The organism is Methyloprofundus sedimenti, from assembly GCF_002072955.1.
GTDB classification, from domain to species: domain Bacteria; phylum Pseudomonadota; class Gammaproteobacteria; order Methylococcales; family Methylomonadaceae; genus Methyloprofundus; species Methyloprofundus sedimenti.
This window is the reverse complement of sequence record NZ_LPUF01000001.1, coordinates 2,666,120-2,682,752: the sequence shown is the minus strand read 5'-3', so window position 1 is coordinate 2,682,752 and position 16,633 is coordinate 2,666,120. Positions and strand designations below refer to the sequence as shown.

Sequence of the window (16,633 nt, the reverse complement as noted above, 5' to 3'; positions counted from 1 at the left end):
GCCCGGGACGGCTTCACATACTGTCAATAAATTCACGATTTTAGTATTGGGGACAGGCGCGAGTGAAATGCAAAATAAGGGCCATTAGCATCATATTACAAATGAGAGTAGTGGCTTAAAAAAGTACAAACAGTCTTTTCCTGCTGTGATGCGGAAATTTTCACACGCCATCCATGGCGTGTTGTGCACTAGCCAAGCGTTTGATGAAGCTTGTTTGTCTATGCTGTCAATCATTCAAACTCATAAAAAATATGAATTTTGTAAATTAGTACTTGTATTATAAAGGGGTAGCGACGATTATGCCCGCGACATAAACTTTCCTGTGGCAGTATTAATTTTTATCACCTCTCCTGTTTCCAGGTATTCAGGCACTTGAACTTCGATACCTGTCGGTAAAACAGCCGCTTTTGTTCTGGCTGTTGCTGAAGAACCCTTAATGCCTGGCGCTGTTTCTATTATTTCCAGATCAACAGAAGCAGGGAGCTCTATACCCAGGATATTACCCTCCATAATCAAGGCGGTAATACCTTCCAGACCTTCGGTAATATAGCCGGTTTGACCTTCCAGTTCATCTTCATTTAGCGTGTATTGGCTGTAATCATCAGAATTCATAAAGACATAACTGTCGCCATCATTATAGGAATACTGGACTTTTACGCGTATACAGTCTGCTTCTTTAAGAAAATCATCACCCTTATAGGATTCATCCAGTTTTTGTCCTGTTTTAAGATTCGTGTAACGAATTTTATACAGAGTTGATGCGCCACGCGATGAAGGGCTCCGAGAGTCAACAAGTTTAACTGCATGAGGAGTCCCGTTGATTTCTATAATCATTCCACGTTTTAATTCACTGGCTTTAGGCATAATAATTCCTTGTCGATATAGGATGGACATGTATGCCCATCATTCAATATTGTAATATTAGTTAGTTTTTTCTTGAATAAAGGCAACAATGTTGTCTAATGCAATTTCCTGATTTTCACTATCAGTGCGTGCACGATATTCCACTGAATTAGTATCCAGGCCACGATCACCAATTATTATACGATGCGGAATACCTATCAGTTCCATATCGGAAAACATAAAACCAGCACGTACTTTACGGTCATCAAAAAGCACATCAATACCTGCATCACATAATTCTTGATAGAGCTTATTGGCTGCTTCTCGCAAACGTTCTGATTTATGCATATTCATAGGACACAAAGCCACTTGAAAAGGGGCCAGTTTATTAGGCCAGATGATGCCATTTTCATCATGACTTTGTTCAACAGCTGCAGCGACGACACGTGAAATACCGATACCATAACAGCCCATCGTCATGGTTTCACTTTTGCCCGCTTCATTGATGACATTAGCATTCATTGCCGCACTATAGGTTGTGCCTAACTGGAAGATATGACCGACTTCAATACCACGAACAATACTTAAAGTACCGTTGCCATCCGGGCTAGGATCACCTTCGACGACAGAGCGTAAATCCGCAATTTCAGCTGGCAGCGGTAAATCTCTTTCCCAGTTAGTGCCGGTATAATGTTTATCTTCCTGGTTCGCGCCACATACAAAGTCAGATAACAGGCTGACGCTGCGATCTGCGATGATTCTGATGTTCAAGCCGATAGGGCCAATTGATCCCGGCTTGCATTGACAAGCATTGATGACTTCTGCGTCAGTTGCAAATTCAAGTGGCGTAATAATGCCCTCTATTTTTTCCGCCTTAATTTCATTAAGCTCATGATCGCCTCTTAATAAGAGCGCTATCAACGACTCTTCCGTGCCCCGAACAATCAGCGTTTTAAGACATTGTTGTGGCGCAATATTCAAGAAGGAAGACAGTTCTTCGATGCTATGCTGGTTTGGCGTATCAATCAATGTCAGCGCCTGGCTTGCGTTAGCACGCTCGCCGGCAGGCATAATAGCTTCTGCTTTTTCTACATTAGCGGCATACTGGCTATTTGACGAAATCGCAATAGCATCTTCCCCGGAGTCGGCCAGTACATGAAATTCATGAGAAACAGCGCCGCCAATCGAACCAGAGTCAGCTATTACTGCTCGGAAATTAAGGCCTAATCCACTAAATATATTAGTATATGCCTGGTGCATAACATCATAGGTTTCCTGCAAAGAGTCCGGGGTTAAATGAAATGAATAGGCATCTTTCATAATAAATTCCCGCGAACGCATAATGCCAAAACGTGGGCGAATTTCATCACGAAATTTTGTTTGCACTTGAAAGTAGGTGATAGGAAGCTGTTTATAACTTTTTAATTCATTGCGCGCTAGATCAGTAATAATTTCTTCATGCGTGGGACCTAGACAGAAGTCTCTATCATGACGATCTTTTAAACGCGCCAATTCCGGGCCATATTTCTCCCAGCGTCCGGTTTCTTGCCATAATTCCGCAGGCTGTAATGCCGGCATTAGCACTTCCAGGGCTCCTGCTTTTTGCATTTCCTGACGCGTTATCTGTTCAACTTTACGAAGTACACGTAAGCCTAAAGGTAGCCAGGTATAAAGACCTGAAGCCAGCTTCCGGATAAGCCCCGCTCGAATCATTAATTTATGGCTGGTAATTTCAGCATCGGCTGGCGTTTCTTTAACGGTACTAAGTGGGAATTGTGAGGTGCGCATGAATCTTTATGAGGTATTGATGAAATAAAAAAACACTATTTTACCTAGACGCTAACTGTTTAGCTATTTCTAATACGATAAAAAGCAGATTTTAGTGTATAAAAAGGAGCTTATAGCGCCAAGCCCTTTCTATGCACGGGATGACACCAAAATGACGAGTCGGTCTGATGATTTTTGGGTTAGAAAAAACTTAGGTCGTATTAGGTTTACGTTTTTTTCGAAACATTTAATTATTTGTCGTTTATATGGGCTTCAATGTTATTGATAACGATTTCGGCAGCTGCTGTAGATCCAGCAACAAAAAATAGAAACGGTCCAAAATCGTTAACACCATGTATGCCGGTAAAATATAAACCAGGGATATTGCTTTCAAGCGCATTACTGAGTGCTGGCAGAGCTTTGTATATTTCCAGACTGTGGAGGATATTTCCAGCCGCAAGAAATGGAATTTTTTGCACATCAGGGCTGTAACCGGTAGCGCAGATTACCTGATCCACTATGATTTTTTGATCTCCTGATAGGGTGACCTGCAATGTACCATCTGCTTGTCGTACACAGCCATTGATAGTCGTTTCAGGGTGGTGGTTAATCTTTGCATGACTGACCGGCTGCTCAAGCCAGTCTTCCAGCTGCAGCCTGCCATCATGCCAAAATTGCTGATTAATGGCCTCTTTTTCCTCAGCAGAGTGATCACGCCACCAGCCCGGCTGCATGCGAGTGCGTTGCATATATTTATCCGTCCAGGACCAGTCAGAGCGTACAAACTCAGGACGGGCATGCCGATAGACCAGATCGATGGATGCTGCATGGGATGTCAGCAGGGCGGCAGTTTCAAAAGCACTCTGTCGACCACCGGCAATCAGACAATGTTGATTAGCAAACTGACTGAAATCTGTACAGTCTGCTGTGTGAGTGCAGAGTTCTTCGGGAAACATTGCCGCTAGTTCAGTAGGAATAAAACGGTAGTCATAATAACCGGTGGCTACCAGTATATTTTGCGCGCAGATAACATCACCGTTATCCATAATGCACTTGAAAATGTTCTGTTCATAGTTCACTTGGACTACTTGTTCGGGTGACCAGTTCAACTGCTGAGAATTTGTAGCGGATTCGACATAGTCGATAAAAAATTGACGTGGAACCGGAGATATTTGTCCGAGAGTCAATTGGCGCTGCTGTAGAAAATACTCAAGTTCACTGCTTTTACCCCAGTCACAGTGGGTTCGGAGATTCATTCCTGCCGGCATATGTTGTTTCCAGAAACTCATACATAATCCGGAAACGAGATAGTCCAGTCCTCGATTTTTCGCAAGTCTCGCAGCAGCAAGACCATAGGGACCGGCACCGATTATAAGTAATTGAGTTCGTTTGATAATACTCATAAGCATCTTTTTTCTGTAGAGTGAATAAGGATTTTAACGCTTGTGTATGGGTAAGAATTTGCGTCAGAGAGTTTAACATGCAGTGCTTGTCCAGGTATTGAAAAAGCCTGGACAAGTCAGTCTAGATTTGTCTGTGGGCAGAGTGATATTGACATTTTCTGAGTGTTTTAGCATAAATCATTACCCGCAAAACAGCTCACAATCTGTCATTTTTCCATTAGCGTTACTCTGCTATATGGAAAAAACAGGTTACTTATACCTCTATGCCAATGTTATTGAATTAAGCTTTCCTTTGCTGTGCTGAGTAAAGAGAAAAAATACCCTTTTAAATATCTTTTCCCTCAGGCGAGGGAATTGATTGTTAATTCACCAGTATTAGCCCCTGGGCAGGCACCAAAGATGATCACTTAAGAGCGCAATTTATAGTTTCAATAGCTTCGCTATCTTCATGAATGCAAACAAACTTTTGAAAATCAATTATATGCAATATAAAGCGAAATTTACCGATAAGAAATCCATATCTATAGCGGCTACCTGTTTTACTTCCATGCAGTCATAATACTTGTAAAATCATCAGTCCAGGCAACTATATTTGGATGCTGTGATGGGAATTGCCAGTTGCTTGCTGATTTGTCAGATAACAAGGGCTTAAGGATGTCCTTATTTCGAGCTAATATAAACCAGTCTGACCTATAAACTAATGGTATATTTTGCTGCGGTCGAAACTCTTTAATTAATGCTATCAAGCCCAGGTTTTGAGCATGATTTGACAAAACTTTTTTTAAATCTAAATAACGGTTTGATATATGAAAAACTAACAATCCGTCACTTTTAAGTCTGGAAAAATATAATTCGATGGCTTCTTTGGTTAATAAATGAGTGGGTATGGAATCAGAAGTGAACGCATCAATAACCAGTAGATCGAAATGATTTTGTTGTTTTTTTAGTGTGATTCTGGCATCGCCCAATTGAACATCATAATGATTTATACACTCTTTTAAAAATGTAAAAAATTCGGGATTAGTTGCAATTTCCACTACAGCTGGGTTTAGTTCAAAAAATGTCCATATTTGCGACTTTTTTGCATATCCAGCCATTTCTCCAGCACCTAAACCGACGACTCCAACCTGCCAGTTGCTATTCACTGTACTATAACTTGAGAAGATATCTCCCAAAGGGCCTTTTTCACTGTAATATCCATTCGGCACACATTGCAAATTAGAGTTACTGTTTAATTGAGAACCATGCTGGGTAGTACCGCTGAAGATCTCATGTAATATTTCAACTTGATTACCTACAATGATGTTCTTATTTTGTATAACCGATAAGACGCCATAAAAATTTCGGCTTTGATGTAAAAGCTGAGCAGCATGACCTTGCTGCTTTTCAGGTGCAGTGCAGGAAACGATAAGCAGCCCAAATAAAGGGAAATAGATCGGTTTTCTTTTAAAGAAAATGAAGCCTGCAAGCAATATTGTTGCAATCAATATACTGACGAGTAATGGGTTTCCAAATTGAGAAGAATTATAATATGCAACGACAAAGAAAGTGAGTATATAGGAACAGAAAATAACCTTTGTGAGATTTTTCTTAAGATACAATTTAACTCTTTTATGAATTGGGTTTAACATCAGGGCGAATACAATCATTAACGGGTATTCATAGATAGAGCTAAACATAAATGGGGCGATAAAACTATTAAAAATACCACCCAACATACCCCCGAAAGACATTATTAAGTAATACTGAGTCAAGTACTGTGTTGAGGGACGTTTTTTGGCTAATTCGCCATGGCATACCATGATGGATATGAAGAAAGCCAGCAAATGCAATGCTATTTCCAGGGAAAAAGAGTTTAGCTTCTGATCTGAGAAATAATAAATTAAAAAAGGTGTGATAAACCAGGGATGGATTAGAAATATTTTTTTATGAATGATTGCACTGTACCGGGAAAATACAATAATAAATGACAATAAATATAGGGCTAAGGGAATAACCCATAATAATGGAACAGTAGCAATATCAATACTAATATAATTAGTTGTGCCTAATAATAAACTAGAGGGTACAAAAGCTAATAGCAGCCATTGAAGTTGTAATTTTAGCCCGGGTTTCTGAATAAAAATTGTCGATGATTTTTTAATGTTGCTCGTTTGAAGTTGATGGGACTTTAATTGAGTCATGCATAATAAGATTGAGGCACATAAAAAAAGAAAGCTACTGCTCCAGATCTGCTGTTGCTGAGTTAAGCCCAGGTTAGGCTCCAGTATAAATGGGTAACTTAGCAAGGCCAGTAAACTGCCGCTGTTACTTGCTATTGAAAGATAATAGGGATCATTACTTGTCTGATGTCCAATGCGGGAAAACCATTTTTGTAATAAGGGTGAGGTAGTCGACAAAATAAAAAAAGGAAGTCCGATAGAAACCAATAAACTTGATAATAACCAAAGGCTTGGGTTACTTCCCGCTGGGGGCGAGCTATTTTCTGGAATGCCTACAGGTAAAAAGCTAAGGCTAACAATTAATAGCGTGCAATGTACCAGAAACTGTTTGCGATAACTGAAATGAGTGGACAGTAGATGAGCATAAAAATAGCCCAAAAAGAGTATGCTCTGATAAAAAACCATGCAGGTGTTCCAAACAGAAGCTGAGCCTCCAAATAATGGTAAGAGCGCTTTACCAAACATGGGTTGTAAAACAAACATCAAAGTAGCACTGCTAAATAAAGTCAGCGCGAATAAGAAGATGGAGGAAATTTCGAGTCTGGTTTTAATGTATTGGGTAATATACATAAGCTACCGCCCTACAGTTGTATACAAAATTAAGTTTTTAGAAATATACAACCGCATTTGTGGCCGCGAGAAGTATAAATAATCAGTTTGCTTATTTTCTATTCACTACTCATTAGATAAATGTAAGGCGCTTTTGATACTTTTTCAAGAGCTTAAAGTCGTCGGCTATAAAAAAATTTTTATTTCAATTCATTTTGAGGTAATTTATTCACATAATATCTAGACTCTAATGAGGTTTTGATAGATACAGTCTCTGTATAGCTGGACATAGAATTCTGAGATAAAACATAACGACCTGTTTAACAATGCCAATTTTCCGCTTAATTGGAGCTAATAATTCATGAAAAAATTACTAATCTCAGTAGTTATTATTCTTATTTGCTTGTTTTTTTTCTTGGCACCGGTTAATCAGGAAATTTCATCAAATTATGATGTGTATCAGTATGTTAAAGAATGCAAGGCTGAGCTTGGCATCACCCGGAAATTACCTCTACTCTCATGTCTGGATGGTGAGCAAATACCGATTTTTGTAGATAAGCATGAAATCCAAAGAGATAACTGGGATGAACTCTCAAGTGCGAAAAAATGCGACAATCCACATTGGCTGGGAGGTGATATGGGGTGTTGGACATATTCGCATATACAGGTTTTACAACTGGATAATGAAAATGTCATGGTATTAAATTGCCGGCAAAAGGGAAACCAGCTCAATAAAACCTGGTTTCGAAAAACCAAAACCAACCTGGGAATGAACCAACAACAGAGAAAAGAGCAGTATGACAATGCGCATGGAGCTGAAAAGACAGAGCTTTACTATTTGTATAATACTTTTAACGATATAGGCGTCATACTACGTAACACCCACACAGGAAAAAGTTGCTACCTCACACAATATGGAGATGCTGTTACTGGTTTTTTACCGCCGCTGGATGCGCAGTTACCGGGGAAAAGTGATTATCTAAATAAGTACAACCCGGATCAGGCAAGACCACCAAAAGACTTTCCTGAAGAACTCTGGTATCGGAATGCTAATCAGGCTTTTAAATCTCCAGGTTTCACCGCGAATGCAGGCTGCATTGATTGTCATAATGCACATGGCTTTAAATACAGCCCTTATATCAATTCAAAACAAGGATTACCTCGCATTCAGGCAATGTCGAAATTACCCATGTTACCCGTAGGCAAACCCTTTATAGATCGTTTTCGTGATGCTGATTTTTTACAGGTCACGACTGAAGCAATTGATGGTATGCCGCAACTCTGCACACAGTGTCACAATATGACCACCTCGGGGACTTGTGGTGACAGCATTGATTTCGCCACAGGCCGCCCGAGTACAACGTTGCATACCTGGCTAACCAGGAGTACCAGTAGCAAATGGATGCCTCCTTTAATTATGGATTCAGCATTGATAAAGAAACATGTAGCAACAATGAAATGTTGTTGTAACAACCCAGACGCTAAAGGATGTAAGACCCGTAAATTTGGCCCCACATTGGCTGATCTTCCTAAAGATTTTAGCAAAGGCGAAGGGTGGGTCAGTGGGCAAGGAGCAAACTTATGTAAAGGTACTATGAATTCTATACAGTGGAATGCAGATAAAGTTGAATAAAATTACCATCTGACACTGAAAGTTATGGACACTGAGCACAGGCGAAGTGATATGACTGGCGTGATATAGTCAGATAGCTGGCGAACATCTAGCCTTTGCCTTGTGAAAAGGGAAAAAGCAGGCGGAAGCACGGATGTCTATAGAACCCCCGGTAGCTATCTAATAGGGACGCACGGTTATTGGGAGCCAATGCGGAATCTGCAAGAAGCTTTCATTAGATCGTTCACCTTGAGCGTATTATCAATACAGAGCTCGTCGAGTAAACCAACAAGTCTTCATCCCTTTCTCAATTCTTTCATGGTACATTTCGCCGCACGCGGCTACTACGTGATCTAATAATTAGGATGCAGTGCTTCATTAGTTGTTGTCAAGCCTTTCTCAAAACCATATCTGCACTATTGATGCAGGCTAATTCGAATTATGTTCAATTTCCGTAGCAGCTTAAAACCACTTATCTTCAGGCAGATAACGCCATTCTCCGGGTGGTAATTTACCCATAGACACACGACCTATACGCAAGCGTGTCATTGTGACTACGGTTAAACCTACACTTGTACACATAAACCTAATCTGGCCTGAATGGACATTTTTTAGCGCAAAACGCAGCCGTGTTTCACTTTGCCAGCTGACTTTCGCGGCAGGCAACAGCCAGCCATTTTGTTTCATCGGGGCGTTTAGTTTTTGCAGGCCATTCGGATCAATATCTCCGCTGACATCAGCAATATATTCCTGCTCAATGGTTTTTGCATCCTCAACCAATTTACGCACGATTTTTCCATCTTGAGAAAACACCATTAAACCTGTCGCGCCAGGCTCAATAGGTGTTGTCGGTGTAAGTCTTGCAAAATGGCGTTTAAGTACGCGAATACCGGAGCGGTCATCTTGTGTATGCGTCTCAGGTGTAATCAGTTGCAGCGGCGCTATGGGTGAACTGACATCAAATCCTTCGGGTAAATTTAGCAATAGTGTACGTGGCAGGACAGCCGTTAAAGTCGCATCCGCGTGTAATTCAACCTTTTGCTCTAATATTTTAAATTGCGGCTGATCCACTATCACGCCATCAACCAGAACCCAGCCCCCTTCAATATACTTTTGGGCTTCACCACGGGAACATTTAATCAATGCGACCAAATGTTTATCAAGACGTATTGCTGCGCTCATAAAATGACCACTGGTAATCTCAAACTTTTATTTATTATGTTTTTTATCAATATCTTTTCCATAATCTCTATTCTATAAAAAGCTCTTAATGACGCATATCCATCAGCTAAACCTAAAGTATTGGCTAAGGCAACTCGCAACAAATACCCCACCCATCTTGCTATTCTTTTTGTCCATCTGCTGCGTTGTAGAAATAGTTACGTAGCTTGCTATGTGCCTATTTCTACAGCTTGAAGGCAAACAAAAATCCTGCGTAATATGGGGTAGGTTATTTATTGCGCGATGCATAATGTTTAAATTCGTGAGCAGTATAGCGTTCTTTCTGCGTGTTCTTAGCGGCACAGTCTATGTGTGATGAATAACGTATCAAGGGGATATTCAGGTAGGGTGGGCAATGTTTTTATGCTCACCTTGTTTTATCGGCAAATGGTGGGCAAACGGTAAAGCTGTTTGCCCACCCTACCAGGCTGAACTGCCTATGTCACTGTATTAACTTTGCACTGACAAGGTCTTAAACTTTTAGGCAAATATCTCATCAAGAAAGTTTTTCATACTTTGCCATGAGCGTTTATCTGCGATTTGATTATAAACAGTGCCTAAAGCAGGGGCGTTAGCAAGAGGATTAGTAAAAGCATGCACGGTATTGCCATATTGATGTAATTGCCAATCGACTTGCAAATCTGTCATTTCCTGGCAAAAAGCTGAGACCAGAGCATCTGATGCCATAGGATCATCATGGCCATGCAAAGCCAGGACTTTAGCAAGCACAGGTTTTGTTGCCTTGTTTTGAGGCTCATTTAATATACCATGAAAGCTGACCACTCCTTTTAGATCTGCGCCCATACGCGCTAAATCTAAAACACACAGCCCGCCAAAACAAAAGCCGATGGCAGCCACTTTGGAATCATCGACCCAGGGTAGCAACCTGACGGCATAGAGAGCGGCATCGATACGCTGCTGTAATGCACTCCGGTCATCAATAAAGGGTTGCATTAGTGCCGCATTTTCTTCGGGCGTTTTACCCAAAACTCCGTGGCCATACATATCCAGCGCAAAAGCGACATAGCCTAATTCAGCGAGTTGTCTGGCTTTATTATTGACAAATTCATCACGACCACACCAGGTATGAGCGATTAATACCGCAGGTCGTCTACCTTCGATGGTATCGTCATAAGCAAAAAAAGCCTGCAATAAGGTGCCGCCATCCAAATAATTAACTGTATTAGAAATTATTCCCATGATAATAGCTCAAATATTACCAAAATTATAGACTACGATTCTATTCACCAGAGGTTTAAGTTGCTTGTTTAGCATATCTTTATGTTTTTGGTTTCGCATGTAGTTTTTAAGCGCTTCAGCATTTTTAAATGTGACTGTTACAGCAACATCGAAAGTATCATCAACTTTAGGCCGGTCACTGGGAATAACCGCACTGACATGACGAGACAGTACGCCAGGCAATGTTTCCAGAGCACGACTGGCATTAATGAACTGCTCACGCATTTGCGTATTACCCGGTTCTTTTAACCAGACCACTACAACATGACTGACACGCGAATCCTCTTGCGCGTGGCTGATAGTGACAGTGAATATTAAGACCAGGAACATTAAGCTTTGTAGATATTTTTTCATGTGATTTCTCCTGATTTCTTTAGTTGTTCTAAAAAGCCGGTTGAGGCCTCTTCGATTAAATCCAGCACCTTTTCAAATCCATAAGTACCGCCAAAATAAGGGTCCGGTACTTCATTTGTTTCTAAATGTGGCGCATACTCCAGAAATAATTTTATTTTGTGTTGATATTTTTCGGGACAAGCTTCCATCATAATGGCTTGATTCTCTTCATCCATTGCCAGCAAGTAATCATAGTCCTCAAAATCGCCCATAATAAATTTCCGGGCACGTAAATGACTTAAGTCTACATTACGCTCTTTTGCAGCTTTTTGTGAACGTAAATCAGGGGCATCTCCAATATGGTATGCATGTGTGCCCGCTGAATCAATTGCAAAGCTTTTTTCCAGTTGTTGTTCTTTGATTAATTTTTTAAACACACCTTCAGCGCTAGGCGATCGACATATGTTGCCCATGCACACGAAAAGTACTTTTACTTGTTTTTTATTGCTCATGATTATCTTGAGTTATTTACTGATTATGATGGTTTACTGTTGTGTATAACACTTCATTTACTAAAAAATATGGGTTTATTCTCGCGGATATTCCGTGGATTTACTCATAGGTCAATGATTTAGTTGCATAAAAATATTCGCTCATTCAGTGCTTGAGCCTAAGGATCGCACTTACTAAAATCAGATAATGAGATAAGCAAACAAATTCTTTGTCAGAATTTATTTATGAGGGTTTGATTTCAGTGGTGGCTGTGTTGTTATAAAGGGTCGTAATTCAGCAGCTACAGGATAGCAACGATTATTATTCAGCTGTTGACTAGCCGTAGTATAAAAAAATTTAAAGTTTGTCGCACCATTAATTGTGTAATGATGCGACAAAAATGTTTAGTTTATACGCACTGAGATTTCTCCACCTGCACTAGCTTTAACCGCACAGAATTTGAATTCCGGAATTTTGGCCGAGGGGTCTAGTGCTTCATTGGTAATTAAATTGGCACTCGCTTCGTTATAACAAAAAGCCATAAACAGGCTGCCTTTTTGTATACCTATATCAGCACGCGCATAAGCGGATATTTTTCCGCGTCTGGATTGTATAGTAATAATGTCGCCTGGTTGTATACCTAGTTTATGTAAATCTTCCGGATGTACCATAACCACAGGATCTGGCTCTATGGCATCCAGAGTAGGTGAGTGGCGTGTCATACTACCTGTATGCCAATGTTCTAACTGGCGACCGGTGATAAAGATAAGCGGATATTCATCATCAGGCATTTCATCGGCATGAATATAGGATGCAGGGACGAAGCGTCCTTTTCCTGATTCAGTAGGAAATCCGTCGGTAAAAATAATAGGTTCACCCGGGTCGCCGACATTTTCTAATGGGTAAGTCAAGGAATCTTCATTTTCTAATCTATCCCATGTCATCCCGGCGATACTGCCCATTGCCAAACGCATTTCTTCAAACACGTCTTCAGGGCCCTGATAAGTCCAGCCACACCCTAAACGATTGGCAACTTCCTGCAGAATCCATAAATCCTGTTTGGCATCACCTGGCGGGTTAACGGCCTGGCGTCCCATTTGCACACGTCGATCAGTGTTCGAGAAGGTGCCGGTTTTTTCATAAAAGGCAGACGCGGGCAGAATTACATCGGCAAAGCCTGCTGTTTCGGTTAAAAATATATCTTGCACCACCAAATGTTCTAATTTGGAAAAAGCCTCACGTACATGGTTCTGGTTAGGATCCGACATGGCCGGGTTTTCACCTTCGACAAACATGCCATATATTTCATTGTCTAAAATGGCATGAATCATTTCCACGGTCGTTAAACCACGCTTTGGATCTAATTTTACATTCCACAGTTTTTCATATTTAGCCTGATTTACTGGATCTTCGACAGGCTCATAATCCGGGTAGACCATTGGAATCAAACCGACATCAGATGCGCCCTGTACGTTATTTTGTCCGCGTAATGGGTGCAAGCCTGTACCAGGTCGACCAATTTGTCCCGTCATTAAGGCCATGGCAATTAAGCAGCGTGAATTATCAGTTCCATGGATATGTTGCGAAATACCCATGCCCCATAAAATCATTGAGTTTTTTGATGTCGCATACAATCTGGCAATTTCACGCAATGTTTCAGCATCAATGCCACAAATGGGCGCAACTTTTTCAGGGCTATAATCTTTCAAGTGTTGCTTCATATACTCGAAATCTTCGGTGTATTTTTTGATGTAAGCATCATTTTGCAGGCCTTCATCGAGAATTACGTGCATGATTCCGTTTAGTAAAGCAACATCAGTATCTGGGCGGAACTGCAGGACATGGGAGGCGTATTTTGCAATAGCCGTACGGTTTGGATCAATTAAAATGATCTTGGTACCCGTTTTAGTCGCATTTTTCATAAAAGTTGCGCCAACAGGGTGGTTAACTGTTGGGTTAGAACCAATAATAATAACAACGTCGGCTAATTTTACATCTTCAACAGGGTTGGATACCGCGCCGGAGCCTAGACATTCTAATAAGGCAACAACAGAGGAGGCATGGCAAAGGCGCGTACAGTGGTCGACATTGTTTGAACCAAAACCGGTTCTGACCAGTTTTTGAAATAAATAGGCTTCTTCATTACTGCCTTTGGCTGAACCCAAGCCGGCCAAAGCTTTTTTCCCTTTTTCATCGCGAATCTTTATCAGACCGCCAGCAGCGAAATCTAAAGCTTCATCCCAGCTTGCCTCACGGAATATAGTATCCAAATCATTCGGATCTAATAATTCAGTGGTCTTGGCAACACCTTCGCGCCTTATTAAGGGTTTGGTTAAACGTAATGGATTGTGTATATAGTTGAAACCGTATCGTCCTTTAACACACAGGCGAAATTTATTGGTATCACCATCACGGCCTTCGGTATAAAGAATTTGATCGTCTTTAACGTGGTATTTGATTAAACAACCGACACCACAATAAGGGCAGGTTGAATTAACCGTTTTATCTACTACTTCAAGACCGACATTATTGGCCGGCATTAATGCTCCGGTTGGGCAGACTTGTACACATTCACCGCAGGCAACACAGCTACTCGCTGCCATCGGGTCTGCAATATCAAAGACGATTTCAGCATGTGCGCCACGGTTAGCGAAACCGATTACATCATTCATTTGTTCTTCACGGCAGGCGCGAAGACAACGGGTACACTGAATACAGGCATCCATATTGACTGCGATAGCCGGGTGGGATAAGTCTGCGGCGGGTTGAGCGCGCGATGTAAAACGTGGCGCACCTACTTGCAGTTTTTTAACCCACTGGTCCAGTTCAGAATCTATTTTGTAAGGTGATTCACCCTGATCAGGTATATCAGACTTAAGCAGTTCAAGAACCATTTTTTGGGATCTAATAGCGCGCTCGCTGCTGGCCTGCACTTTCATACCTGCTGTTGGCATACGGCAGCATGAAGGCGCCAGGGTTCTTTCGCCTTCGATTTCAACTACGCAGGCTCGACAGTTACCATCAGCGCGCAGGCCTTCCTTATAGCAAAGATGTGGAATTTCTTTATTATGACGTTTTGCTGTTTGCAGAATTGTTTCATCTGCAAAAGCTGAGACTTCTTCGCCATCAAGAGTGAAGTTGATCATGGGTTGGTTTAATGTGTCCGGATTAGCAGCCATGTTTTATTACCTATTAATTAATCTCTTCTGGGAAGTACTTGATAGCACAGCGTAAGGGGTTAGGCGCAGCTTGCCCTAATCCGCAGATAGATGCATCGACCATCACTGAGGATAATTCTTCCAGTAAATCGGTATCCCAGTTTTCCTGTTGCATAAGAACCGCTGCTTTTGCAGTACCAACACGACAAGGTGTGCATTGGCCACAAGACTCTTCTTCAAAGAATTTCATCGCATTGATGGCTAATTTCCTGGCGCTATCCTGCTCAGAGAAAACAACAACAGCAGCAGAACCGATAAAACAACCGTGTTCATTTAAAGTGTCAAAATCCATTGGGATGTCTGCCATTGACTCGGGTAAAATTCCGCCGGACGCACCGCCGGGGAAATAGCCGTAGAATTTATGTCCTTCTTGCATACCACCACAGAACTCTTCAATCAATTCGCGCATAGTGGTACCTGCAGGAGCTAAATGCACTCCCGGTTTATTGACACGGCCTGAAATAGAAAAAGAACGTAAGCCTTTGCGTCCATTTCGACCATGTGAAGTAAACCATTCAGGGCCTTTTTCAACAATATTACGCACCCAGTATACTGATTCCATATTGTGTTCGAGGGTAGGGCGACCGAATAAGCCCACTTCTGCAAGGAAGGGAGGTCTTAGGCGAGGCATACCCCGTTTGCCTTCTATTGATTCAACCATTGCTGATTCTTCGCCGCAAATATAAGCCCCTGCGCCTCGACGTAAATGAATAGGTGGTAAACGATATTTATCAGACGGCGGGTTGTTTTGTAGATTAGCAATTTCTTTTGTTAGAATCTCACGACAGCCAGCATATTCATCACGTAGATAAATATAGACTTCGTCACAGCCTACGCATAATGCAGCAATTAACATGCCTTCTAAAAATCGATGCGGATCAGATTCCAGATAGTGACGATCTTTAAAAGTACCCGGTTCACCTTCGTCGATATTTACAGCCATTAAACGCGGCCCGGCAAAGCCATTTACGATACGCCACTTTCTGCCTGCCGGAAACCCGGCTCCTCCTAAACCACGCAGACCGGAATCTTCCATTTTCTTGATAACACTTTCAGTGCTAATGGTGCCTTCTAAAACGCCTTTAAGTGTTTGATAGCCCTGATCTGATTGATATTGTTCCATACTGATGTAATCAGTAATATCCGCTTTAATATCGTTATTATTGACAGCAGCAATAACGGTTTCAGGAGTCGCATTATCTATTGCTTTCTGTCCAACAACTGCGACTGGTGCGTGTTGGCAACGGCCTACACAAGGAACTTTTTGCACTCTAACCTGTTCAGCATTCAAGCCATTGCTTAGAGCTTCTGTAAGTTCATTAGATCCAGACATTGAACAAGAGAGCGATTCACAGACACGAACAGTTAAAGCGGGTGGGGGCGTTTGCCCTTCCTTTACTACATCGAAATGATGATAAAAAGAAGCGACTTCAAAGACTTCAGCAGGGGAAAGGTTCATTTCGTGTGCAAGTGCAACGAGATGTTTAGAGGATATATATTGATATGTGTCCTGGATTTTATGTAAATGCTCTATCAATAAATCGCGTTGACGAGACTCATTCGCCAGGAGCGATTGAATTTGCTCTAATGCCATATGATCAACGGAGTGACCTTTTGGGCCTTTGCGTTTTTTCTTGCTAATTTGATCCGGGCTTATAGTAATGACTGCCACTCGTTTTTCCCCCAACTCTTACGTTATTTTGATTCAGCCGCTAATTATGCGCCAAATGTATT

Annotated in this window: 11 protein-coding genes; 1 reads left to right on the top strand and 10 read right to left on the bottom strand. The window is 41.4% G+C overall.

Annotated features, from left to right (window positions below; genetic code table 11):
* Positions 1 to 297: 297 nt before the first annotated feature.
* The 4 genes from efpL to AU255_RS20825 form a co-directional block, all read right to left on the bottom strand.
* Positions 298 to 864, bottom strand: coding sequence for an elongation factor P-like protein EfpL (gene efpL, locus AU255_RS11895; RefSeq protein ID WP_080523058.1), 567 nt, complete (start codon positions 862 to 864; stop codon positions 298 to 300).
* 57 nt (positions 865 to 921) lie between these two features.
* On the bottom strand, positions 922 to 2,631 hold the full coding sequence (locus AU255_RS11890) for a proline--tRNA ligase (RefSeq protein ID WP_080523057.1): 1,710 nt from the start codon (positions 2,629 to 2,631) through the stop codon (positions 922 to 924).
* A 230-nt stretch (positions 2,632 to 2,861) separates the two neighbouring features.
* Positions 2,862 to 4,013 carry an NAD(P)-binding domain-containing protein gene (locus AU255_RS11885; RefSeq protein WP_158083111.1) on the bottom strand — a complete coding sequence of 384 codons (1,152 nt, stop codon included), beginning with the start codon at positions 4,011 to 4,013 and terminating at the stop codon, positions 2,862 to 2,864.
* Positions 4,014 to 4,552: 539 nt separating this feature from the next.
* Positions 4,553 to 5,731 (bottom strand): spermidine synthase, encoded by a 1,179-nt coding sequence (locus AU255_RS20825; RefSeq protein WP_233144626.1) that lies wholly within the window; start codon positions 5,729 to 5,731, stop codon positions 4,553 to 4,555.
* 1,414 nt (positions 5,732 to 7,145) lie between these two features.
* On the opposite strand from AU255_RS20825, the gene AU255_RS11875 reads away from it, so the two are divergent.
* Positions 7,146 to 8,417: a hypothetical protein gene (locus tag AU255_RS11875; RefSeq protein WP_080523054.1), complete on the top strand. Its 1,272-nt coding sequence runs from the start codon at positions 7,146 to 7,148 to the stop codon at positions 8,415 to 8,417.
* Between the two features lie 441 nt (positions 8,418 to 8,858).
* On the opposite strand, the gene AU255_RS11870 is transcribed toward AU255_RS11875, so the two are convergent.
* The 6 genes from AU255_RS11870 to AU255_RS11845 all read right to left on the bottom strand — a co-directional run bounded on the left by AU255_RS11870 (position 8,859) and on the right by AU255_RS11845 (position 16,571).
* A complete protein-coding gene (locus AU255_RS11870) occupies positions 8,859 to 9,578 on the bottom strand; it encodes an rRNA pseudouridine synthase (RefSeq protein WP_080523053.1) in 720 nt (239 codons plus the stop codon).
* Between the two features lie 519 nt (positions 9,579 to 10,097).
* Positions 10,098 to 10,817 carry a dienelactone hydrolase family protein gene (locus AU255_RS11865; protein WP_080523052.1) on the bottom strand — a complete coding sequence of 240 codons (720 nt, stop codon included), beginning with the start codon at positions 10,815 to 10,817 and terminating at the stop codon, positions 10,098 to 10,100.
* A 9-nt stretch (positions 10,818 to 10,826) separates the two neighbouring features.
* On the bottom strand, positions 10,827 to 11,210 hold the full coding sequence (locus AU255_RS11860; protein ID WP_080523051.1) for a Dabb family protein: 384 nt from the start codon (positions 11,208 to 11,210) through the stop codon (positions 10,827 to 10,829).
* On the bottom strand, positions 11,207 to 11,701 hold the full coding sequence (locus tag AU255_RS11855) for a low molecular weight protein-tyrosine-phosphatase (protein WP_233144625.1): 495 nt from the start codon (positions 11,699 to 11,701) through the stop codon (positions 11,207 to 11,209). The genes AU255_RS11860 and AU255_RS11855 overlap by 4 nt, the downstream gene beginning before the upstream one ends.
* A gap of 384 nt (positions 11,702 to 12,085) precedes the next feature.
* Positions 12,086 to 14,860 carry a formate dehydrogenase subunit alpha gene (gene fdhF / locus AU255_RS11850; protein ID WP_080523050.1) on the bottom strand — a complete coding sequence of 925 codons (2,775 nt, stop codon included), beginning with the start codon at positions 14,858 to 14,860 and terminating at the stop codon, positions 12,086 to 12,088.
* 13 nt (positions 14,861 to 14,873) lie between these two features.
* Entirely contained in the window at positions 14,874 to 16,571 is a 1,698-nt protein-coding gene (locus tag AU255_RS11845; protein WP_198942597.1) for an NAD(P)H-dependent oxidoreductase subunit E, read from the bottom strand.
* Positions 16,572 to 16,633 lie beyond the last annotated feature (62 nt).

Coding starts and splice junctions, on each gene's coding strand:
- AU255_RS11865 (WP_080523052.1), bottom strand. CDS start 10,817: ATGGGAATAATTTCTAATACAGTTAATTATTTGGATGGCGGCACCTTA.
- fdhF (WP_080523050.1), bottom strand. CDS start 14,860: ATGGCTGCTAATCCGGACACATTAAACCAACCCATGATCAACTTCACT.
- AU255_RS11875 (WP_080523054.1), top strand. CDS start 7,146: ATGAAAAAATTACTAATCTCAGTAGTTATTATTCTTATTTGCTTGTTT.
- efpL (WP_080523058.1), bottom strand. CDS start 864: ATGCCTAAAGCCAGTGAATTAAAACGTGGAATGATTATAGAAATCAAC.
- AU255_RS11860 (WP_080523051.1), bottom strand. CDS start 11,210: ATGAAAAAATATCTACAAAGCTTAATGTTCCTGGTCTTAATATTCACT.
- AU255_RS11890 (WP_080523057.1), bottom strand. CDS start 2,631: ATGCGCACCTCACAATTCCCACTTAGTACCGTTAAAGAAACGCCAGCC.
- AU255_RS11855 (WP_233144625.1), bottom strand. CDS start 11,701: ATGAGCAATAAAAAACAAGTAAAAGTACTTTTCGTGTGCATGGGCAAC.
- AU255_RS20825 (WP_233144626.1), bottom strand. CDS start 5,731: ATGTTGGGTGGTATTTTTAATAGTTTTATCGCCCCATTTATGTTTAGC.
- AU255_RS11870 (WP_080523053.1), bottom strand. CDS start 9,578: ATGAGCGCAGCAATACGTCTTGATAAACATTTGGTCGCATTGATTAAA.
- AU255_RS11885 (WP_158083111.1), bottom strand. CDS start 4,013: ATGAGTATTATCAAACGAACTCAATTACTTATAATCGGTGCCGGTCCC.